Below are 20,556 nucleotides of genomic sequence, written 5' to 3' on the forward strand. Positions count from 1 at the left end.
GGGACTTCCAGTTTAGCTGGATGTCCCTTTTTTATTAGTGGACGAGATTCCCCTTTGTCGGAGGGCTGTCCATCAGCCAGTTATTTTCCTCGTTGGCGACGATTAGTTCATTGATGTCATATGTATGGTAGTACTTTTCTATGATGAACGGATCTTTTTCTGCCAGTGCGATTGCTTCATCTATATCATCGCAATTCAGGATGATCATGGTGTGATCATTATTTTTGAATGGGCCGGCAATCATCAGTTGTCCCGCCTGGTTTAACTGCCTGAGATGGTCAATATGCCTTGCCAGCAATTTTGAATCCAGCTCTCCATTTCGTTTATCCTTCAGGATCACAACAAATTTACTCATCTAATAAGTACTCCTTTTTATAAAATCTTCCATTCCATTATATCATTTCCAATAAATCCCGACAGATGTGGCGCATTTCTTTGTTAAAACGGAACATAAGTGGGTAAATAAAAAATAAAGGATTTGAATAAAAGGAGGCATCATCCATGATCATCGTCTACATCAGCATCGCTGTCATCGTAGCTGCACTCGTCTATCTCGGATATGTTGCATATAAAACATTCAAAGACACTAAGCCAACCATTAACAGCCTTCAAGAGACAGCAACCCGCGTCCAAAATAAAACCAATGCAATCAAAGAAGAAACCGATTCACTTAAATTTAAACAGCAAAAGCTTATGAATGATTTTGAAAAGAAAAAGAAAGCTGTCAATACGGTTGTTTTTTCTGTAAAACAGACACCTGTTGAATTCAAGAACGCACTTGTTGCAAAACCTGTTGCTGAACTTGAACAGAAAAATAAGGCAAGACAATGGAACCGGAAGCGCCGTAATCGTACAATGCAGCCACAATAAAACAGGGCAACCGCCCTGTTTTTTTATTTGCCTCTGCCCAGTGACTATCTTCCTATATTTTCATATCGATTTATTTCCCAACCACACTCCAATCCTGCAAAATCAAGCGTTATGACACCGTGACAAATATTTAGTAGTTTTGTACGATTGTCGAAATAATTTTTACTAATTATTATGTATAAATATACAAATCTATTTTGGAGGAATACATAAATGAATTATAAAAAAATGATCTCGGGTGTTGTAGCTGCAAGTTTGCTGGCATCCTCCCCATGGACTCCGGCACTAGCTGAGTCCTTGAAGTGGAATTATGTAAATGCATATGAAGAAAAGGACGGAAGCTTATTCAACAGTGAAAACTATGACTTTATGAAATTCTCGGAAATCGGGGATAAACTTGCACAAATCGAAAAGCAATCCAATCGTGTGAAGGTAGAAGTAAAAGGCCAATCATCGACGGGACAGCCTCTTTATGTCGTTACGATTGCTGCACCTGATTCGCAGGGCAAGTTCGGCAAGATCCAGGCTTTAAGAAAACAAATGTTTAAAAACCCTGGCAAAGCACAGGATTGGATTGAGAACAATCCAGACTTCAAAGTGCCGGTCATGATCAATGGATCCATCCATGGAACGGAGTTTGTCGGCAGCGACGCCGTCATGCAGCTGATCGAGCGATTCGCTCTTGAGAATGACGAGACTACTAAGGAAATCCTCGAGAATAATATCCTGATTTTCAATGTGGTCCAAAATCCTGATGGACGTGTTGGTGCGACACGCTTCAATGGGGAAGGAATCGATTTGAACCGTGACTTCATCACCCAGTCACAGCCAGAAACCCAGGAGACCGTTTCACTGATCAAGGAATGGAATCCAATGGTCTTCCTCGATACGCACGGCTACGTAAAAGGTTATGCGCCAAACAAACAGGGCCTAATTGAGCCTTGTACCGTTCCGCACAATCCGAATTACGAATATGACCTTTACCAAAAATGGGCAATGGATCAGGCAAAAGCGATGGAAAATGAAATCATGTCCGACAAGGAAAGCTTCACGGGCAGCCTGTATCAGTCGATGGTGGGAACTTATATTCCACAGCGTGATGACGCAGAAGGCTGGGATGATTATCCACCGATCTTTACGCCAATGTATGCGATGTATCATGGTGCATACGGCCACACGCTTGAAGCGCCTACGAATGATCTTGACGGAGTTCGCTGGATGTATGATGCCATTATGGGCGCCCTGAAAAATGCCACTGAGAACAAGCAGGAAATGATCAAGGATCAGATTGAAATGTTCAAGCGAGGCATCAATTTCGACCACCCGTTCCATGACGAAGGCTTCTTCCCTTCTGCCTATGTTCTGCCTGTTGATCCAGAAGACCCAACCGTAACACATAAGGCTGTTAAGCATCTACAGAAAAACGACATCGAAGTCGTCCAGGCTTCGAAAGCTTTTACAGCGGAAGGAAAATCTTATCCGAAAGGCACATACATCGTTAAAATGGACCAGGCAAAGGCCGGGCTCGCCAATACGATGTTATGGGATGGCGAGGATATCACTGAGGATGTCGACTCTATGTACGATATTTCAGCGTGGAGCCTGCCAGAGCTTTGGGGCTTTGAGGCAGTAGCTGTCCAAGATAAATTCGATGTGACCGCAGCAAAAGTGAACCAGATCCAGGAACAAGGGTCAGTTAGCGGCAAAGGGCCATTCATGATTCCAAACAGCTCTGTAAAAGCAGTTCAACTTGCCAATACTCTCATGCAGCAAGGCGTCTCCGTAAAACGCGATGAAGCAGGCAATTTTTACACAGAAGCTGCCGCAAACACCATTGGCTCAGCTGTAAAACAATCCGGACTGCATATCGAATCGGCAAAGATACCTGCAGACGCAGCAGAAGTTACAAACCTTAAAGTAGCGATCCTAAAGGACGGCGGCATGAATAAGGCACAGTCCCATTCAGGAACAAAACTTGCACTGAAACGCCTTGGTTTTGATGTTACAGAGGTCACCCCGGCTGAAGTTGCCGAACAGGGATTGACGGGCTTTGACGTATTCGTATACAGCGGTACCGAAGGTCTGATTGCCAAAACTCAATCACGTCCAGGCAATCAAGAATTTGGCTTCCAGAATCCTGGCCAGTACGATCTCTTCAAAACGAATGTCGAAGAATTTTTAAATAATGGCGGTAAGTATATCGCGGTCGGTGCGGGCGCATCACTTGCGACTAAAGCATTAGGCCTCACAGATAACACGGTTGTGGTTGCAGGCTACAACAGCAACGGAATCGCGAAAGTTGATTACAGCGGCGAAGGCATGACTGGCGGTTACAGCGAGGATGATCTCGGCTTCGTCTATCGTCCTGTCTGGTATGAAAATACAGGTAATGATGAGATTGCTGCAACATTTGACGACAACTCAGACTTCTTTGTAGCCGGGCACTGGAAAAACAATGTTGCTGCTCAAGGAAAAGCTGTTATCGTCAAAGAACAGGATAAAGATGTAACGCTGATCGGCCTTGAAGCTGGCTTCCGCGATCATACAGACTACCTGTTCCGTCTCCTTTCCAATAGCATTTATGAAAAATAAGCATGAAAAAAGCATCGGGCGACCGATGCTTTTTAGCTGTTTGTATAGTATTTTTCCAAAAGCAGAAAATCCCGCGTCTTTTGTATTTCGATATGATTAGCAAGTGCGAACTCTTCAAGATCAGCAATGAGCTGCTCACTGTAAAAATGGGCAACTCCAATATTAAAACCGCCGTTCACCTTGATGACGGCATTTTTTGTTGTCCAGCCGATCCTGCCGAATTTTATTTTTTTTATTTTCTCTGGCATTAGAATTTTCCTGTAAAGCATGAACTTAAAGAATTTAATTTTATAATCAAGCTGTTTTTCGGAAATCGTTAATTGGACTTGATGTAAAGTAATTACCACCACAGCAAGAGTGATTGTAACCCGGATCATCCAGCTTAAATTAGGCAGGATAAATGCGCTCACAAAGATGATTCCCCACAAAATATTCTTTGATATATTTCCTGAATAAGTCAACTAACTCCCCCCTTGCATAAAACAATTTTACCAGATAAACCCAAATATAGATACAGAAAAAAGACCACCTTTTCAGGTGATCATTTGTTTTAAAGGTAGAGACCTGCAAGGAAGATTCCCAGGGCTTCCTCATAAATCTCATCAAATTGAGACAGTGGCAGCGGATTGATACCGAACCCTAGCTCGACTGTGAAGCCAGGCCGGCGCCAGTCCTGGATGAACCAGTCCTTGTATCCGGCATAGCTTTCGATCGTTTTTACTGGCTGGTAGCCGCTTACCCTGGCAAATTCATTGACCATTGCCTCCGATTCAGGCGGTTCGAGGTTTTCAAAGCCCCAGTAAATGACTTCTCCCTGAGTATGAAATGCGAGAACCCTTGAGAAATCCCGATTGCGTGTCAATTGTGCCATGGCGATTGCTTCAGGCTCCGATAACGGCTTTTCGCCTACATAATCCCTTGGGCCAGGCTGGGTTGGATTCCTTGCTTTTTCTTTTTCCCATTCTGCAGGGAATTGGTCATTCAGGTCCACACCTCTTATGTTCGCCTTCCAGCCGCTGAAGTCCATGCTGCCTTTATTCCATTCTACTACTCTTTCATTCCAAGGCTCCTCTTCGGGTGGTCCATTGAGTACCAGATTGACACCATCAGGGTTGACCATCGGGACAATCGACAAAGCCGTCTGGGTGTATAAGTTCAGCATTGACAGCCCACGTATCGAGGATTGGTTTGTCAACGCCATGAGGTAGTCATTAAGGAACGTCATCAGGACGGGAGTAGTGATCCATTCATTCGCATGGAATGCCCCATTGTAATGGACCTTTTTTTTGCCATCCCCAATCAACGCTTCTGGAATCTTTTTTCCTAAAATGGAGTTGCCGATCGATGGCACTCTCATAAATGGGTATACACTTTCCAATCGTCTAAAATCATTCATCAAAGAGCTATAATCGTAATTTTTTTTACCCTGGACAATCCGCCAGGTAATCCTTGTTGGAACTTTGATCATCTGGCCAATATACAAGCCATTTGGATTGATATTCCGATTGGCCAGCAGCAGAGCATCCACCTGGATATTTCGGCTCCGGGCAATTTGCCAGAGAGTATCCCCCGCACGGATCCGGTAATCCACAGCGGCATAACCGGGAATCTTCACAGTCCGGCCCACAGTCAGTGCGTTCGGATCCAAATCGCGGTTGGAATCTATGATCAACTGGAGCGGGATGTTGAAAAGGTTGCTGTAATACCAAAATGAATCTCCTCTTCTCACATATATATCCATAGTGCGCCTCCTGTTCTTTCAAAAGTTGCATCTATACATATGTATGTGAGTACCTATTGAAACTATTTCAGAAGATGAAAATTAACCTGATATTTTCATGCCCCGGAGGAAGGTCATCACTGCCAGATTATAGCTTTCATCCAGGTCAAACGGCATCCCAAACCCGCCTTTCTGCTCGAGGGAAGCGAAACCGTGCATGAGACTCCTTAAACCGCGCACTGCATGAATGGCTTCCTCATCAGACAAACTGAAGGGCTGGATTTTGGAAATGACAAGCCTGACAATTTTCTCACCGGCACGATTGACTTGTTCATCTGAAGGATCCGGTGCTGATAAAGCAAATTCATAAAGTCCGGGGTTTTCCCTGGCAAAAGATAGGTAGGCATCCGTTATTGCTAAGACTGATTCTTCACCTGGGGACTTTTCCAATGCCTCGGCCTCAAGTCCTTCGTACAGTTTTTCAAGTGAAAACAGAGCGAGCTCGCGCTTGATTCCCGGCAGGCCTTCAAAATGGTTATATAATGAAGGTGGTTTGATGTTAAGCTTCTTTGCCAGCAATGCTAGCGTTACATGGTCACTTCCCTGCTCATTCGCAAGCTGGGCTGCTGCCATTACAATGGTCTGTTTATCGAGTGCGATTTTCGGTCTTGGTGACATTTCCTAAGCTCCTTTGTTTTGTAAAAATGCTTCTGCCTTTAGGATGGCCTTTTCCATCTGAGCCACAGGCGCACGAAGCAATTCCCCATGACCTACAGCGAGAATTGTTGGTTTTAGCCCGAGAACTTTTTTTGCGCTTTGCAATGCCAGATTCCTGTTCCATGTAGCCATCGCCGGAAAAGGAAACCATGGTACTGTCACACCGGATACAGCTGTCCCCCCTCTAGTTTGAAAGGCGTCGCCAGCAATTAGCGTATTTGTTCTTTTATCCAGAAAAGACATCGATCCAGGTGTGTGTCCCGGAGTTTCAAATGCGATCAACGAGCCAATTTCATCCCCTTCCCTGAGGAACACATCAGGTTTTACGTTGATGTTCTTCGGTACTCCCCCGCGAATCGGTGTCTGAGGTTCAGATGGGTCAAGTGATGTATCACCGGCAAGGAGTCGTGAATCACGGGCAGATAGATAAACAGGGACATCCAGCTTTTCCTTCAATTCAGCAAGTGCTCCAATATGGTCGCTGTGAGCATGGGTCAACACAATCCTTTTGATTGGTTTCCCAATTTTTTCTGCAGCATGCAAAATTGGTTTGGCACTGTTCGGCAACGCAGCATCAATTAAGGTCAGCCCATCCTCTTCCTCTATAAAATAACAATTCACCGGAAAGACCCTTGGCATGAATGTTAACTGATATAAAAAACCTTCTTTGATTACCCTCATTTGAAACCCCTCCAACTTAAAACTAATATCGTTAGTTTTATTTTAACTAATATCATTAGTTAAATCAACTTTTATTTGGAAAAATATTAAATTAGTACCCTTATGAGGACAGATTGACCTATATAAGGGTATCTTTCGACTTGAATGGTACCCTTATGTGGATGGATTTGCCTGCAAAAGGGTATCTTTCGACCGGAATGGTACCCTTATGTCAATGGTTTTCACCGCATAAGGGTATCTTTCAACCTGAATGGTACCCTTATGTCAATGGTTTTCCCCGCATAAGAGTATCTTTCAACCTCAATGGTTTTCCCCGCATAAGGGTATCTTTCAACCTCAATGGTATCCTTATGTCGATGGTTTTGCCTGCATAAGGGTATCTTTCGACCCGAATGGTACCCTTATGTGGATGGTTTTGCTTGCATAAGGGTATCTTTCGACCGGAATAGTACCCTTATGGGGATGGTTTTGCCTGCATAAGGGTATCTTTCGACCGGAATGGTACCCTTATGGGGATGGTTTTCACCGCATAAGGGTATCTTTCGACCGGAATGGTACCCTTATGGGGATGGTTTTCACCGCATAAGGGTATCTTTCGACCGGAATGGTACCCTTATGTCAATGGTTTTCCCCGCATAAGGGTATCTTTCAACCTGAATGGTACCCTTATGTCAATGGTTTTCCCCGCATAAGGGTATCTTTCAACCTGAACGGTACCCTTATGTCAATGGTTTTCACCGCATAAGGGTACCGTTCAACCTCAATGGTACCCTTATGTCAATGGTTTTCCCCGCATAAGGGTCTCTTTCAACCTGAATGGTACCCTTATGTCGATGGTTCTGCCTGCATAAGGGTATCTTTCGACTGGAATCTACGGTTAAAAATTTCCGATCACGCCAAAAAAGAAGCCCACCTTCTCTAGCGGGCTCCCCTTCATCCTACAAAACCTTGCTCAAGAAAGCCTTCGTCCGTTCGTGCTGCGGGTTTTCGAAGATTTCCTGCGGCTGGTTTTCTTCTATGATCAGCCCGCCATCCATGAAGATGACCCTGTCACCGACTTCTCTGGCGAAGCCCATTTCATGGGTGACAACGACCATAGTCATTCCTTCCCTGGCCAGCTGCTTGATGACTTCGAGCACTTCTCCGACCATTTCCGGGTCAAGTGCAGATGTCGGTTCGTCGAACAGCATGATTTTCGGTTCCATTGCCAGGGCCCGGGCGATGGCCACACGCTGTTTTTGTCCACCTGATAGTGAGTCAGGGTATGCATCTGCTTTTTCTCCAAGTCCGACTTTTTTCAGCAGCTCGATTCCTTTGGAACGTGCCTGCTCTACCGATATCCCACGCACCTTGAGTGGCGCCAGCATAATATTCTCAAGCACTGTTTTATGCGGAAACAGGTTGAAATGCTGGAATACCATCCCTACTTCCTCGCGCACTTTGTTGATATTGGTTCCTTTTGCGGTAATGTCTACACCCTCGATTTTCACATGTCCTGCCGTGATGGTTTCGAGCAGATTAATGCAGCGGAGGAAGGTTGATTTTCCAGAACCCGATGGCCCTATCACCACAACAACCTCCTGCGGCTGGACGACCACGTTTATTCCATTTAACACCTTGTGGCTTCCAAATGATTTTTCCAAATCAGTGACTGTGATCATTCCGTTTTCAGCCTTCTTTCAAGGAGATTTAATAAGAAGCTAAGGGATATTGTCAGGATCAGATATATCAAGGCAGCGGTGAGATACGGCTCCCATACCCGGTAATATTGTCCCGCCATCGCCCTGCCCCAGTACATAATTTCCGGTGTCGCGACGATTGCCGCCAGTGAGGATTCTTTGATCAGCACGATGAATTCATTTCCAAGCGGCGGAATCATCCGTTTGAATGCCTGGGGAAGAATGACATATCTCATCGCCTGGACGTGGGTCATTCCAAGTGAACGGGCAGCCTCCGTCTGGCCGCGGTCGATCGATTGGATGCCGGCACGGAAAATTTCTGCGATATATGCTGCTGCATTTAGTGACAAAGCGATGATGGTCGCCGCAATTCCGTTTGTTTCCCCAAGAAGCATCGGGACTATCCCAAAATGGATCAGCAGGATTTGGACGAATAACGGGGTCCCGCGGAAGAAAGTGATATACCAGACAAATGGCCAGGCCAGCAGCTTGCGGCGCTGCATTTTGCCAAGTCCGATGAACAAGCCAAGGATTGTCCCAATTAAAATTCCTGCCAATGAGAGCCCGATGGTCAGCAGCGTACCTTTTACTAGATAAGGAGAGTATTCAATAATAATATCAAAACGAAAATCCATAGCTTGCCCTCCAAAGCCCCAGGTTCCGGAGCGTTTTTTTTCATAGGCTATCGTGCCTGCCTTACAAAAAAATGCGTAACGCTGTGTTAAGAGTTACGCATCTTTGCAGTTTCATAGATTTCGGGTTTTACTTTGATGCCTTATCTTGTTCTGCCTTCAGCATTTCCATGTTCGGCTTCTGGCCAAACCATTCCTGATAGATTTTTTCATAGGTGCCGTTCTCAACGATTTTCTTGATGGCTTTATCAAAGTCCGCTTTCAGATCGGTTCCTTTTGGAAAAAGGATACCGTAGTATTCTGCCTCGAAACTGCCGCTGTCTTCGATGACCTTCAATTTTTCATCAGGATTGTTCTTCGCGTAAACTTCAACAACTCCATTGTCTGCCACCACTGCATCCGCTCCGCCTGAGAGCATCTCCATGATTGCCAGGTTGTTGTTATCGAATTTCTTGATGTCCTTATTGTTCTTTCCAAGCAGTTTATCCATCGCTTCCTGTCCAGTGGTGCCGTTCTGGACTGCCACTACCTTCCCTTTCAGATCAGCAGCGCTTTTGATGGTGCTGTCTTCTCGGACAAGGATTTTATTAGTGGACAGGAAATATGGCAATGAAAAATCATACGTCTGCTTGCGCTCGTCATTGATGGAGATAGACGATACGGCGAGATCGGCACGCTTGCTGCCAATCTCAACGAAAATCGGATCCCAGCCGACATTCTCGAACTTCAGCTCATAACCCGCTTCCTTCGCTGCCGCCTTCAGGAAATCAACGTCAAAACCAACGATCTTGTCGCCCTCCATATATTCAAATGGCGCGTAAGCTGCATCGGTCACGACCCTGAGTTCCTTTTTCCCGGTACCATTCGTCTCGCTTGTTTCGGTTGAACCGCATGCCGACACAACAAGCGCTGCAATTGCCACTATGATCATGGCAAACAATCTTTTTCTCATTCCTATTGCCCCCTTTTGTAAAAACGTACAAAACTTTACTAATTTATATGAAGCCGATGAGGCTTGTATTACTCTAAAACGGGATAAGAAAAACTTATCTCTATTTATTGATAACCTGTTATTTCCTTATGTTTCTGACAAGATTAAAATAGGAATAAATAAGGAGGGATTCATATGATTTATAAATTTAAAGCGATTGACCATGTCCAGCTAGCAGCCCCTATAGGCACTGAAGATCAGGCAAGGAAATTTTTCAGCGGGATATTAGGTTTTGAAGAGATCGAAAAGCCTGCTGAATTGAAAAAGCGCGGCGGCGCCTGGTTCCAGTTCGGATCCTGCCAGATCCATGTTGGGGTCGAGGAGGATTTTGTTCCGGCAAAGAAGGCCCACCCGGCTTTTGAAGTGGAAAATATCGAAGAGCTGAAGAAGCATCTGGCTGAATCCGGAGTGGAATACCTCGAAGACGACAAACTCCCAGGCGCAAACAGGATTTATGTTTCTGACCCGTTTGGTAATAGAATTGAATTGCTTGAGTGGGTCCGCTAATCAGAGGAACCTGCCTTTGCTTGCTGTATTGGTTTTCAATACAGCAAAATTTTGGTATAATATTTAGAAAAGCGAAATATTCGTACTGAGAAAGAAGTGTTGATGGTATGACCCAGCAGCAAAAGGCGAAACGTAACCTGATGATCATGTGGTTCGCCAATTTCTTCATCGCAGGCAGTATGACAATGGTAATGCCTTTCCTCTCCTTATACATTGAGTCGTTTGGAGATTTTTCGGAAGTATATGTCCAAAACTGGTCAGGCCTTACATTCAGCATCACATTCGTTACAGCTTTCCTATTCTCGCCTATCGTTGGAAGGCTGGGAGACCGATTCGGCCGTAAAAGAATCCTGATTTTCATGGCCTTTGGGATGGGATTATCTGTCTTCCTGCTCGGTTTTGCCTCTTCGGTTTGGCAACTATTTTTACTCAGGATGTTCATGGGCTTGTTCTCAGGCTTCATTCCCGTGTCCCAGGCACTTATTTCAACACAGACGCCAAAGGAACATGCAGGAAAGGTACTTGGGACGCTCCAGACGGGCAGTATCACTGGCTCCTTGCTTGGCCCGATGATTGGCGGTGTCCTGGCTGACTCATTAGGCTATTCAACAACCTTTCACTCCACATCCGTCTTTATCATTCTGTCCGGATTGCTTGTGTTCCTGGTCATGGAATACAGGATCGATATAAAAAAAGGCAGCAAAACAAATTACAGCCGCAAAGAAGTGCTTCAGCATATCTTCAGAAATCCAATCATGGTCAACGTCCTGCTCATGTCCATGCTCGTGCAAATTGCCCATTTTAGCATCCAGCCGATCCTCTCCCTGTATGTCGGCGAGCTGCATGGCCATGAAAACCTGGCATTCTATTCTGGCATCGCTTTTTCGGCAGCTGGTCTCGGCAATCTGCTGATGGCCCGGAAATGGGGACAAATCGCAGACAAAATTGGCTATATCAAAATACTTGTCCTCCTCCTGTTTTTATCAGCCATCATTTATCTGCCAGGCGGATTTGTCACGAATATCTGGCAGCTGGTCCTGATCCGGTTCATGCTAGGAATCACAATCGGAGGCATCATACCTGTCAGGGTTGCCTATATCAGGCAGGAAGCTCCGGTCGCGATGCAGGGCGAAGTACTTGGTTATAACACAAGTCTCCGTTTCTTTGGTAACATCATCGGACCTGTGCTAGGCGGCTTCCTTTCAGGTTACCTAGGTTTCACTTCGGTATTCGTCCTGACAAGCGGTCTTCTGCTTTTGAGCGGAATCGTCCTGTTCGCTTCAATGCAACGGAATCCGCAATTCGTTAGGGATACTTTTTAATATGAAAAAAGACTGGATCGGTCGGCGGATTCAGTCTTTTTTTGCCTTTTGTTTTTCCCCCTATAACTCAGGGAAGTATTTACATAGGAGAGTAAGTTTGAGGCAGAATACTCTTATTACATACTGACGGACGGGTGGTATTCATTTGGAGGTACAAGCGCTTCAAGAGGTTGAAAAACTGGCCCTGAAAAAGCATAAGATTTTCAGGCAGAGCAAAATCCGCTATCTGGCAAGGGCTGCTTTGGCATCGATGTTCATTGGCTTTGGGGTAATTGTTGCGTTCAAGACAGGGAATCCATTTTATATGGAACACTCACCATTTGCCTACCCTATCGCTGCCATTACCTTCGGGGCCGCGATCATCCTGATTGCTTATGGTGGTGGAGACTTGTTCACAGGGAACACCTTCTACTATACCTTTGCGGCACTAAGGAAAAAGATGGCCTGGCTGCAGGTGGCAAGGATGTGGACTTACAGTTATATCGGCAATATCATCGGCGCCGCTGCGTTCGCATTTTTGATTTATACAACGGGATTGTTTGATGATCATTCTGTGAATGGCTTCTTGTTAAGCGTCGCTGAAAAAAAGACACTCGCGCCAACTTCAGAGCTATTTTTCAGGGGGATTCTCTGTAACTGGCTCGTTTGCCTGGCATTCTTCCTGCCGATGTCGATGAAAGGCGACGGGGCAAAGATGTTCGCGATGGTGTTTTTCGTTTACTGCTTCTTCATTTCCGGCTATGAACATAGCATTGCCAATATGTGCACCTTTGCCATCAGCATGGTTCTCGACGACCCGCAGTCTGTGACCTTTGCGGGTGTGATTCATAATCTGATCCCAGTGACGATCGGCAACCTGATTGGCGGCGGAATCATGATGGGCTGGATGTATTACTATGCGAACTCTCCGTTTTTTGAAGAATGAATGTAGGATAAAAAGAAAGCCGGATTTGGGTCGCTGCCCAATCGGGCTTTTTTACTTGCTCATCAATGTTTCTGCTTATAATAAGTGATCCCCAGTGCAAATGCCAATACGGTCCCCTTCACGATATCCATTGCATAATATGGGACCGACATCATGACTAGCCCATTTTGCAAAATGCCGATCAGCACTGCCCCGATGAAGGCGCCGAATGCGTTCGGTTTTCCGGCCCCGAGGACGGAGAAGCCGATAAAGGCGGCGGCCACAGCATCCATTAAATATGGCGAACCCGCATTGATTTCTGCGGTCATGACACGGGAAGCCAGAACGATGCCTCCAATTGCCGCGAATAGAGCCGAAAGCAGATAGGCAGCTGTTTTATAGCGGTTGACCGGGATGCCTGAAAGTCTTGCTGCTTCCTTGTTCCCTCCGATGACATACATATAGCGGCCATGCTTTGTGTATGTCAGGAAAATATGGACGATGATCACGGCAACAGCCATGATAAGGATGATCCACGGTACCTGCCCTATTTTTGCAAAAAACGGGCTGATTATTCCTGTGGAAAAACTGCCGTCTGGCAGGATCATGTTTTCCGAGACAGTAGCGCCCTTTGTATAAGTCAGTGCCGTTCCCTGGATGATGAACATCATCGCCAGAGTCATCAGCAAGTCCGGGATCTTCAGCTTGACGATCATCAGCGAATTGAGTGCGCCCACAATCAAGGCTGCCGCGATTGCGGATAAAACGGCAATCAGGGTGTTCTGCGAAAACCAGACGAACATCGAGATGACAACCGCATTGGATAACGAGGCCACAGAACCGACCGATAAATCGAAACCATCCACCGTCAGGGAGATGGTGATGCCAATCGCGATGATGGTCACGATGGAGATCGACCTTAAGATATTGACGACATTGTCGCCGTTGATAAAACTCGGGTTCGCAGCCGCGAAGACAGCGATCAGCACAAAAATCGTCAAAATCGTCCCGTACTTGTAAAGGAACTGGAACAGCTCAAATGTCTTTTTCGGCGGTGTTTCCTGCTGCAATGGGAGTTTGGCTTCCATCCTATCTGCCTCCTGTTGAATAAAATAATAGTTCTTCTTCTGTTGTTTCGGCGGTTGCGAGCTCCTTGACCGCTTCACCATCATAGAGCACGTAAACCCGATCCGTGATGCCGACAATCTCGGACAGTTCGGAGGAAGCATAGATGATTCCCTTACCCTGAGCTGCCAGTTTTGCAATCAGCTCGAAAATATCTCTTTTCGCGCCTACATCGACACCCTTGGTCGGCTCGTCAAAAATATACACATCAGCATCGGCAAGCAGCCATCTGCCAATCGCCACCTTCTGCTGATTCCCGCCTGATAAGTTTTCAACTTTGGCCGATTCTGAAGGGGTCTTGATGCCAAGAGCTTTTATGTATTCCTGCGCTGTGTTCTTTTCAGAGCGCCGATCGATAAAGCCAAATAGCTTGGAAAAATTTTTCAAGCTGACGGCTGACAGATTGGAGCTGACTGACTCTGCCACCAGGACACCTTCCTTGCGGCGCTCTTCCGGAACCAACGCCAGTCCGCTTTTTACCGCCGCATGCGGGCTCGTCAGTTTGAGTTCTTTTCCATTAAGCCTCACTGTGCCGCCAACAGTTGGTGACGCGCCAAAAAGTGCTTTGCACAACTCCGTCTTCCCTGCTCCTACAAGGCCGGCAATCCCGACAATCTCCCCTGCCTTTACATAGAAGGAAGTGTTTCTCACTTTGTCTCCATCCGATAAGCCTGCCACTTCAAGCAGAGTATCTCCGAGTGTATTCGATCTTGCCGGAAACTGATCTTCCATCCTACGGCCGAGCATATATTCAATCACCTGCTGTGGTTCCAAGTCCGCAGTTTCCTTTTTTACAATGAACTCGCCATTCCTCATGATGGTAACCTCATCGCATATTTCAAAGATTTCCGGCATCCGGTGGGAAATGAAAATGATGCCTACATTCCTTTTAGCTAAATCGCGGACAATCCGGAACAGTTCCGTTGTTTCAGTATGGCTGAGAGGAGCGGTTGGTTCGTCAAGGATCAGAAATGAGCAATTGCTTGAAATCGCCCGGGCAATCAAAACAAGCTGTTTTTCCGCAAGCGTCAGTTCCCCGGCAAGCTTTTTCACAGGAAGCTTGAGGTTCATGCCCTTAAGAATGTCTTCTGCCTGCTTGAACAACTGCTTCCAATTCATCCAGTGCCTGTTGTCCAGACTCTGAACTGTTTGGTTGAGCATGATATTCTCGCCCACAGTCAGCGACGGGATAATGGCTGTATCAACCTCCTGGTAAACTGTCTGGATCCCGAGCTTTTGCGCATGAGCTGGTGTCCTGATTTCCACACTCTCGCCATCAAGCTGGATTCCCCCCGTGTAATGATCATGCGCACCGGAAAGCACCTTCATCAATGTCGACTTGCCCGCTCCGTTCGCTCCGATCAATGCGTGGACCCTGCCAGTTGCCGTATTGAAATCCACACCGTTCAAAGCCCGAACTCCCGGAAACTCAATACTGATGTTTTTCATATGAAGCATCATCCGGGTTCCCCCTCCCTACCATTCTGCAAAGCAGACACTCTCTTAGTTTGAGAGTGCCTGCTTTGTTTTTCACAACTGGAAAAAACCACGTGTAATTTCCAGTTCGCTATTAAAGTGAAATTCTCGCCATCCAAATTGAAAAGTCGCTATATAATAATTTTTCCAGCTATAAAAACTTCTCAACAAACCATTTCAATGGTTATTTCTTATAGTGATCTTTCAATTTTTCCATCCAATCTTCTAAAAATGCATCCGATTTGCCCCATCCGTCGATGATTTCAGCCAGATTTGCCATGTTGACTGGATTTTTCGACTGCTGAAGCTCTTCCTGTGAAATCAGTGACGCTTCAAGGTCGTATGATGCCGGTGTTTCTTCGCCAGCCAGCTTTTTCGCCAGCAATCTCATATTCACTTCACCGATCAGCTTCGGATCAACGGCTGCTGTGTATTTCCATGGGCTGCCTTCTGCCTGGATCTCCTGAAGGTCTGCATTGGAAACATCGATGCCGTAAATCTTGATTTCATTGCGGCCAGCTTCCTTGATGGCACGCGCTGCGCCAATCGCAAATGCATCCCATGTCGCGAAGATCGCGTCAATTTCTCCTTTTGGATGTTTGTTCAGCATCGCTGCAACTGCATTCTGCGTTTGTACGCTTGTATCGGCTGCGGCAACTCCGAATCTCTCAACCTCTTTAATTCCAGGGTTCGCCTTCAGCGTTTCCTGGTAAACTTTATTTCTTCTGACCATTGGCGGGAAGCCATCGACCCAGAGGTAGACAATATTCGCTTCACCGTTCTGATCCTTCACAAGCTGGTCGAGCGCCTGGGTTGCGAGTGCTTCGTCATCCTGGGAAGTGAGTGTCACTCCTTCAACCTGGGCGAGATCAGGATTCGAATCGAACGTCACGACACTTTTGCCCTTAGCCGTCAATTTTTTTACATCGTCTACAGTTGCTGCATCATCTCCATGTGAGATGATAAATCCGTCATAGTCCTGCTGGAGCCCCTGGTTGATGGCGTCATGGAATTTTGCTGTATCTCCGTTAGCAGTGAAAACGTCGACCTTGAAGCCAAGCGCTTCACCCTCTGCCTTCGCTCCGGCTAAAAATTGTGCAGTATGATCATCTCCGCCAATCTTGCGGATGACTTTGATTTTGACTTCCTCACCTTTTGCAAAACGATCCGGAACTCCCTCAACAGGACCGCTTGCCGTCTTCGTTTCTCCTCCGCCGCAGCCCGTCAGCAGCAATGCTGAAGCGACCGCTGTTAAAAATACCTTTTTGAATCCTACTCTTTTCATTTGCATTTCCCCCTTAGTGTGTCTGCTCAGCTAACCCAAATAAAAAAACCTCTCCAGAAAAGAGAGGTTTCGAACACAATGGTGAAAAGGTCAGATTCCTCTCTTATCTTCCAAAACATATCGTTTTGCAGGATTTAGCACCAATTCCTGATGGAACGGTTGCCGGGCGTCATAGGGCCAGTCCCTCTGCCACTCTTGATAAGAGAATTTCGTTATTTAATTAATCTGGCAAATTGATAAACTTTACTTTAAACTCCTGTATTCATATTGTCAATATTATTATGAAAATTTAATTTTTATACCTTTCTATCTCGTAAAAAAAGAAGATTCCCAAATCCGGGAATCTTCCTTTTACAATCAACCCCTGCCGGCTGCGGTCATCCATTCAAACTGACGAAGTTTCACTTCAAAAAGTGTCAATGGATCGCGGTACAATTCCGGGTTGATCCTCAATTTTTCCAATTCGTTCTTACCGTGTTCAATTTCGCTCTTAGCTTCTTCTACCGATTCTTCAAGAACGCTGAATGGCTGTTTGAAGAACAGATTCACATCGCGTTCAATCGATTTTTCGAAGATCTCGAATTGCTGCAGGAACCTCTTGGCGATGGTTACGCCAATTTCATAATAATCCTCTGTCTCCAGATAGGATTTATACCTGTTATAAAGCATCGTATTATTTTGCGGCAGCACTCCAAGCAGCTTCCCGGCGCTTTTCAGGAAAAATGCTTGAGGTGTCGAGCGGTTCATGATGTTGACCTTCTCGTAGTGAACCCCATTCGTCATCCGGTCCGCGTCGCGGCGCCAATCATCGAGTACCCTGAAATCACAATCAAGGCTGATCCGTTCTTCTCCGTACATCGAGTTAAAGCCCTCTGCCATTTCGCCCAGATAATTCTGGCTCTGGTCAAACTCATCTTTCGAAAATTGGATCCAGTCATTCAAATCGGCATGGAACTTTGGCAATACCGTTTTTTCCAGATATTCTTCGATTCGCTTGTTCATTTCCTCGTCCATTTCCGAATGGATGTTGCCAAAATCACTGTCCTCTGTCACCAAGTCCGAGCAGCTGCGCAGTAATTCCGGTACCTTCTCGATGATTTCCGCACGCGTTTCATCCTTGATTTTACGGAATGACTTCTGGATGGAGCGTGACTTTTCCTCTTCAATATCGCCCAACTGATTGATCGCACCATTCAGCTTGCTGACCATTTCCTCATTCCAGCTGATGGATTCCATATGGTTATTCTCGATTTCAACCCGCTTATCGAGCAAATACGTGATCCCCCGTCTGACAAAGAACTGCAGTTTCGCGGTGCGTTCCTGGTCAAGATCGACTGCGTTTCTGGTTGTTTTAATAAAATTCGAGAAATCCTTCAGCTGCTGCGCATTATCATAATTGGATGAGAAGGCGAACATTTTTGCATCCGGATAGTATTGGCTGACTTCTGCCCATGTCTGATCGAAAACTTCCGCTGCTTCCTGCTGTCCGTATATTACATCGATTTTATTCAACAGGAAGTGAATATTCAGATCCGGGAAGAATTCAGATATTTTCCCGAGGATATCCCTTTCTTTTTCCGTAAAAGGATCACTCGCATTGAGGACGAACAGCAAACTATCTGCAAATCTCAAGTAATTGTAGAGTGGATGCTTATCATAGTTATTGCGGTTGACCCCGGGGGTATCAATCAATGCCAGGTCGTGATCGCGCAGGAATGGGAAGTGTGCCTTGAAATCAATGATGGTTTCATTCTTATGATTCTTCCGGCTGACACCCGCTGCCTCCTTAAAGTCCTCAACATCCGTGATCTGACGTATTTCTGTATCGGTGATTTCATAGGCTGCCGGATTTTCCTGATCCATGAACCGAATGACCGCTGCAGTCGGGGCAGTAAGCAATTCTTCGCCCACGATTGTGTTGACGAAGGAAGACTTTCCATTGCCCGAAACGCCGGCGACAAGCATATTATGGACATTGGACTCATGTAGCTCCTGGACCATCCACTTAATCTTGTTGCCAACCTCAATTTCATGCTCTTCGGCCCATTTGATGATCGACTGGAACAACATCATGCTATCCTTATAGCCATCATGGTACTCATTTGAGTTCAGGACCAAGGTCTCGGCGTCATGTATCGCCGAAGCCGTAATCGATCCTGGGAATACCTCATTCCAGGCAATGATGGATGACGCTGCGACAAGGCTGTTCACCGGGCTTGTTATTTTCAGCCAGTTGGTCAGCATTTCCGGGATCAGCGGTGAAATTTCCTTGATCAGCATGTCTCCATTAATCAATTCAAAATAGCTTTCCTGATAGACCGCTGACAATTGTGTCCAGCCATCTCTCCTGTTTCCGTCCATCCCGCTGAATAATTGATTGAATTCCCTTAACCATGCCATGTAGGTGCTCTCGTTCCGGTAGCTTTGCCATAGGGATACAGCGAGCTGTTCAAACCGGCTTCTGTCCACCTGGAATAACACAGATAATGCCTCGTTAAAATAGCCAGGGGCGAATCCCGCGGTATGTCCCTGTTCAACATACTGGTTCAAGACATCAAACCATTTTGGCGACTCCGTACGGATTCCTTCGTTGACAGCAAGCTCGACAGCATTATCCCAGTCATTTTGCTCCTCGAAAAAGGAACGGGCGATTTCGGTCACACCTGGATAATCCGGATCAAGTGCCACTGCTTTTTTAATGACAGCGACCGCTTTAGCAAGCTTACCCTGCTCTATGTAAAGTGATAACAGCTGCAGGCCGCTCTCGATTTTCAGCACATCGCTATCTGTCTCAATTGAAAGGAACAGCTCTTCCGCCGATGTCAGCAGGCCAAGCTCCAGGAACGCATCCCCCATGTTCTTTTTTGCCCATGGCTCCAGCTCATTCGTGATGTTTTCCCATTTAAAAATCGCCGCTTCATAATCTTTATGGTGAAAATAAACCTCACCCTGCGCATAGCGGATGTATGCCAAGTCCGGCATATCATTCTTCTGCTCGGCAAGGTAGAGCTCTCCAAGTACCTGGACTGGATGTGTCCTGTTACCTGAATCCATATAGGTTTCAAAATACGACTTTTTGATTAATTGCTCTTCAAATGTCATGACTTTCCTCCGACCTCTCGATAATATCAATCCAAAAAAAGAGCCCTCAGACTCCTTCAGGCATGAAAAAATTGTTTTAGATAACTATTCTTTTTCCCTTATGGTGCTTGCCCTCAAACCTTATCATTGTATTCTATCAGACTATTTTTCATTCAAGATTTCAGGAAGCTTTCAGTTGTGCTACAAGCTCTGAAAAATATGTAATGTTTTTAATAAACCATCCAGTAATTTGGCAGTTCCTGTCGAAATTTTTAGGACTTCTATATCTTTCGTACTAGCTTTCTTATTTCTGGGGATAAAATGAAGTTTGTCACACCGCTCATAGGGCAAAATCATTATAATGAAAGGTACAAGACGACCGAAAAGGAGATTGTTATGCTGACTTTAAAAATAATGGGCACTCCCATCAACGATATTGCATCAGAACATATAAAAAACCAAACGGTGATCATGAACAATAAAACACTTGCCACCTTCAAGGGAACAGGAAATGAAGTGGAATTCTACATCGACCCCTATCTGGACCTCGATGAATTCCAATTTTTGCGGGATATTGTCATGGAGTTAAGCTACGGGAATGAAGCTGCCATCGACGAAAGCGGCTGCCAGCTCGGCTACCTGGAGAATGGTGAAAAGGCCTTCTTAATTAAAAATTGGGAAGAGTGGAAAGCGTTCTTGATAAAAGCGAAACTTAGGACATTAGAAGGCCAAAACGTTCAGGCATTGAATGAAGATGGCGAGGAGCTTGCTTCCGGGATTCTGGCCGAGTACGAAGTCGAAACCAGCCCATTTCGGATTTTGAGCTGCACCTTGATCACCTTGTTTGGTGAAAGGAAATTTGAAGGGGACAATATCAAAATTGTGCCGACCAACCAGTTCGGTTAAACAGAAAGAGCAGCGGATCACCCGCTGCTCTTCTTATTTGTGGAAATGAAAACCCCGGGCTATGCCCG

At 45.8% G+C, this 20,556-nt stretch carries 18 protein-coding genes and 1 riboswitch; of the genes, 6 read left to right on the top strand and 12 right to left on the bottom strand.

Features of this window, described 5'->3' with window-relative positions; translation table 11 throughout:
- Positions 1–34: 34 nt before the first annotated feature.
- Positions 35–355 carry a YciI family protein gene (locus tag J7E38_RS21450; RefSeq protein ID WP_214709334.1) on the bottom strand — a complete coding sequence of 107 codons (321 nt, stop codon included), beginning with the start codon at positions 353–355 and terminating at the stop codon, positions 35–37.
- Between the two features lie 146 nt (positions 356–501).
- Here J7E38_RS21450 and J7E38_RS21455 point away from each other — a divergent pair, with 146 nt between their 5' ends.
- Positions 502–870, top strand: a complete 369-nt coding sequence (locus J7E38_RS21455) for a DUF948 domain-containing protein (protein ID WP_214709332.1) — start codon at positions 502–504, stop codon at positions 868–870.
- Between the two features lie 213 nt (positions 871–1,083).
- Positions 1,084–3,462: a M14 family zinc carboxypeptidase gene (locus tag J7E38_RS21460; protein ID WP_214709330.1), complete on the top strand. Its 2,379-nt coding sequence runs from the start codon at positions 1,084–1,086 to the stop codon at positions 3,460–3,462.
- Between the two features lie 32 nt (positions 3,463–3,494).
- Here the strand turns inward: J7E38_RS21460 and J7E38_RS21465 are convergent, their stop codons facing one another.
- The 7 genes from J7E38_RS21465 to J7E38_RS21495 form a co-directional block, all read right to left on the bottom strand.
- On the bottom strand, positions 3,495–3,923 hold the full coding sequence (locus J7E38_RS21465) for a hypothetical protein (protein ID WP_214709328.1): 429 nt from the start codon (positions 3,921–3,923) through the stop codon (positions 3,495–3,497).
- A gap of 89 nt (positions 3,924–4,012) precedes the next feature.
- On the bottom strand, positions 4,013–5,203 hold the full coding sequence (locus J7E38_RS21470; protein ID WP_214709326.1) for a M14 family metallopeptidase: 1,191 nt from the start codon (positions 5,201–5,203) through the stop codon (positions 4,013–4,015).
- 81 nt (positions 5,204–5,284) lie between these two features.
- The gene (locus J7E38_RS21475) at positions 5,285–5,860 is read right to left on the bottom strand and encodes a TetR/AcrR family transcriptional regulator (protein ID WP_214709324.1); all 576 of its coding nucleotides are present in this window, start codon (positions 5,858–5,860) and stop codon (positions 5,285–5,287) included.
- 3 nt (positions 5,861–5,863) lie between these two features.
- Complete coding sequence (locus J7E38_RS21480; protein WP_214709322.1) at positions 5,864–6,580, bottom strand: MBL fold metallo-hydrolase; 717 nt, start codon at positions 6,578–6,580, stop codon at positions 5,864–5,866.
- Between the two features lie 938 nt (positions 6,581–7,518).
- Entirely contained in the window at positions 7,519–8,241 is a 723-nt protein-coding gene (locus J7E38_RS21485; RefSeq protein ID WP_214709320.1) for an amino acid ABC transporter ATP-binding protein, read from the bottom strand.
- Positions 8,238–8,894, bottom strand: a complete 657-nt coding sequence (locus J7E38_RS21490; protein WP_214709318.1) for an amino acid ABC transporter permease — start codon at positions 8,892–8,894, stop codon at positions 8,238–8,240. Before J7E38_RS21490 ends, J7E38_RS21485 begins: the two co-directional genes overlap by 4 nt.
- A gap of 127 nt (positions 8,895–9,021) precedes the next feature.
- Positions 9,022–9,843 (bottom strand): basic amino acid ABC transporter substrate-binding protein, encoded by an 822-nt coding sequence (locus tag J7E38_RS21495; protein WP_214709316.1) that lies wholly within the window; start codon positions 9,841–9,843, stop codon positions 9,022–9,024.
- A gap of 174 nt (positions 9,844–10,017) precedes the next feature.
- Here J7E38_RS21495 and J7E38_RS21500 point away from each other — a divergent pair, with 174 nt between their 5' ends.
- The 3 genes from J7E38_RS21500 (at position 10,018) to J7E38_RS21510 (ending at position 12,636) form a co-directional block, all read left to right on the top strand.
- Complete coding sequence (locus J7E38_RS21500) at positions 10,018–10,389, top strand: VOC family protein (RefSeq protein ID WP_214709314.1); 372 nt, start codon at positions 10,018–10,020, stop codon at positions 10,387–10,389.
- 107 nt (positions 10,390–10,496) lie between these two features.
- Positions 10,497–11,711 carry an MFS transporter gene (locus tag J7E38_RS21505; RefSeq protein ID WP_214709312.1) on the top strand — a complete coding sequence of 405 codons (1,215 nt, stop codon included), beginning with the start codon at positions 10,497–10,499 and terminating at the stop codon, positions 11,709–11,711.
- A 145-nt stretch (positions 11,712–11,856) separates the two neighbouring features.
- A complete protein-coding gene (locus J7E38_RS21510) occupies positions 11,857–12,636 on the top strand; it encodes a formate/nitrite transporter family protein (protein ID WP_214709310.1) in 780 nt (259 codons plus the stop codon).
- Between the two features lie 62 nt (positions 12,637–12,698).
- Here J7E38_RS21510 and J7E38_RS21515 read toward each other — a convergent pair whose 3' ends face one another.
- The 4 genes from J7E38_RS21515 to J7E38_RS21530 form a co-directional block, all read right to left on the bottom strand.
- Positions 12,699–13,703, bottom strand: a complete 1,005-nt coding sequence (locus J7E38_RS21515) for an ABC transporter permease (RefSeq protein ID WP_214709308.1) — start codon at positions 13,701–13,703, stop codon at positions 12,699–12,701.
- Position 13,704: 1 nt separating this feature from the next.
- Positions 13,705–15,201, bottom strand: coding sequence for a sugar ABC transporter ATP-binding protein (locus tag J7E38_RS21520; RefSeq protein ID WP_214709306.1), 1,497 nt, complete (start codon positions 15,199–15,201; stop codon positions 13,705–13,707).
- Between the two features lie 199 nt (positions 15,202–15,400).
- Complete coding sequence (locus J7E38_RS21525) at positions 15,401–16,501, bottom strand: sugar ABC transporter substrate-binding protein (RefSeq protein ID WP_214709305.1); 1,101 nt, start codon at positions 16,499–16,501, stop codon at positions 15,401–15,403.
- 100 nt (positions 16,502–16,601) lie between these two features.
- Positions 16,602–16,706, bottom strand: a riboswitch (SAM riboswitch).
- Positions 16,707–16,858: 152 nt separating this feature from the next.
- Positions 16,859–19,603, bottom strand: coding sequence for a dynamin family protein (locus tag J7E38_RS21530; RefSeq protein ID WP_214709302.1), 2,745 nt, complete (start codon positions 19,601–19,603; stop codon positions 16,859–16,861).
- A 300-nt stretch (positions 19,604–19,903) separates the two neighbouring features.
- Between J7E38_RS21530 and J7E38_RS21535 the strand changes: the two genes are divergently transcribed.
- Complete coding sequence (locus tag J7E38_RS21535; protein ID WP_214709299.1) at positions 19,904–20,488, top strand: hypothetical protein; 585 nt, start codon at positions 19,904–19,906, stop codon at positions 20,486–20,488.
- Positions 20,489–20,556 lie beyond the last annotated feature (68 nt).

Source organism: Bacillus sp. ISL-35 (genome assembly GCF_018613355.1).
Lineage (GTDB): Bacteria > Bacillota > Bacilli > Bacillales > Cytobacillaceae > Mesobacillus.

Excerpts from the sequence above, each read along its gene's own strand:
- J7E38_RS21525 (WP_214709305.1), bottom strand. The coding sequence starts at position 16,501 with ATGAAAAGAGTAGGATTCAAAAAGGTATTTTTAACAGCGGTCGCTTCA.
- J7E38_RS21480 (WP_214709322.1), bottom strand. The coding sequence starts at position 6,580 with ATGAGGGTAATCAAAGAAGGTTTTTTATATCAGTTAACATTCATGCCA.
- J7E38_RS21530 (WP_214709302.1), bottom strand. The coding sequence starts at position 19,603 with ATGACATTTGAAGAGCAATTAATCAAAAAGTCGTATTTTGAAACCTAT.
- J7E38_RS21460 (WP_214709330.1), top strand. The coding sequence starts at position 1,084 with ATGAATTATAAAAAAATGATCTCGGGTGTTGTAGCTGCAAGTTTGCTG.
- J7E38_RS21505 (WP_214709312.1), top strand. The coding sequence starts at position 10,497 with ATGACCCAGCAGCAAAAGGCGAAACGTAACCTGATGATCATGTGGTTC.
- J7E38_RS21475 (WP_214709324.1), bottom strand. The coding sequence starts at position 5,860 with ATGTCACCAAGACCGAAAATCGCACTCGATAAACAGACCATTGTAATG.
- J7E38_RS21485 (WP_214709320.1), bottom strand. The coding sequence starts at position 8,241 with ATGATCACAGTCACTGATTTGGAAAAATCATTTGGAAGCCACAAGGTG.
- J7E38_RS21535 (WP_214709299.1), top strand. The coding sequence starts at position 19,904 with ATGAAGTTTGTCACACCGCTCATAGGGCAAAATCATTATAATGAAAGG.
- J7E38_RS21455 (WP_214709332.1), top strand. The coding sequence starts at position 502 with ATGATCATCGTCTACATCAGCATCGCTGTCATCGTAGCTGCACTCGTC.
- J7E38_RS21490 (WP_214709318.1), bottom strand. The coding sequence starts at position 8,894 with ATGGATTTTCGTTTTGATATTATTATTGAATACTCTCCTTATCTAGTA.
- J7E38_RS21515 (WP_214709308.1), bottom strand. The coding sequence starts at position 13,703 with ATGGAAGCCAAACTCCCATTGCAGCAGGAAACACCGCCGAAAAAGACA.
- J7E38_RS21500 (WP_214709314.1), top strand. The coding sequence starts at position 10,018 with ATGATTTATAAATTTAAAGCGATTGACCATGTCCAGCTAGCAGCCCCT.
- J7E38_RS21495 (WP_214709316.1), bottom strand. The coding sequence starts at position 9,843 with ATGAGAAAAAGATTGTTTGCCATGATCATAGTGGCAATTGCAGCGCTT.
- J7E38_RS21470 (WP_214709326.1), bottom strand. The coding sequence starts at position 5,203 with ATGGATATATATGTGAGAAGAGGAGATTCATTTTGGTATTACAGCAAC.
- J7E38_RS21520 (WP_214709306.1), bottom strand. The coding sequence starts at position 15,201 with ATGATGCTTCATATGAAAAACATCAGTATTGAGTTTCCGGGAGTTCGG.
- J7E38_RS21450 (WP_214709334.1), bottom strand. The coding sequence starts at position 355 with ATGAGTAAATTTGTTGTGATCCTGAAGGATAAACGAAATGGAGAGCTG.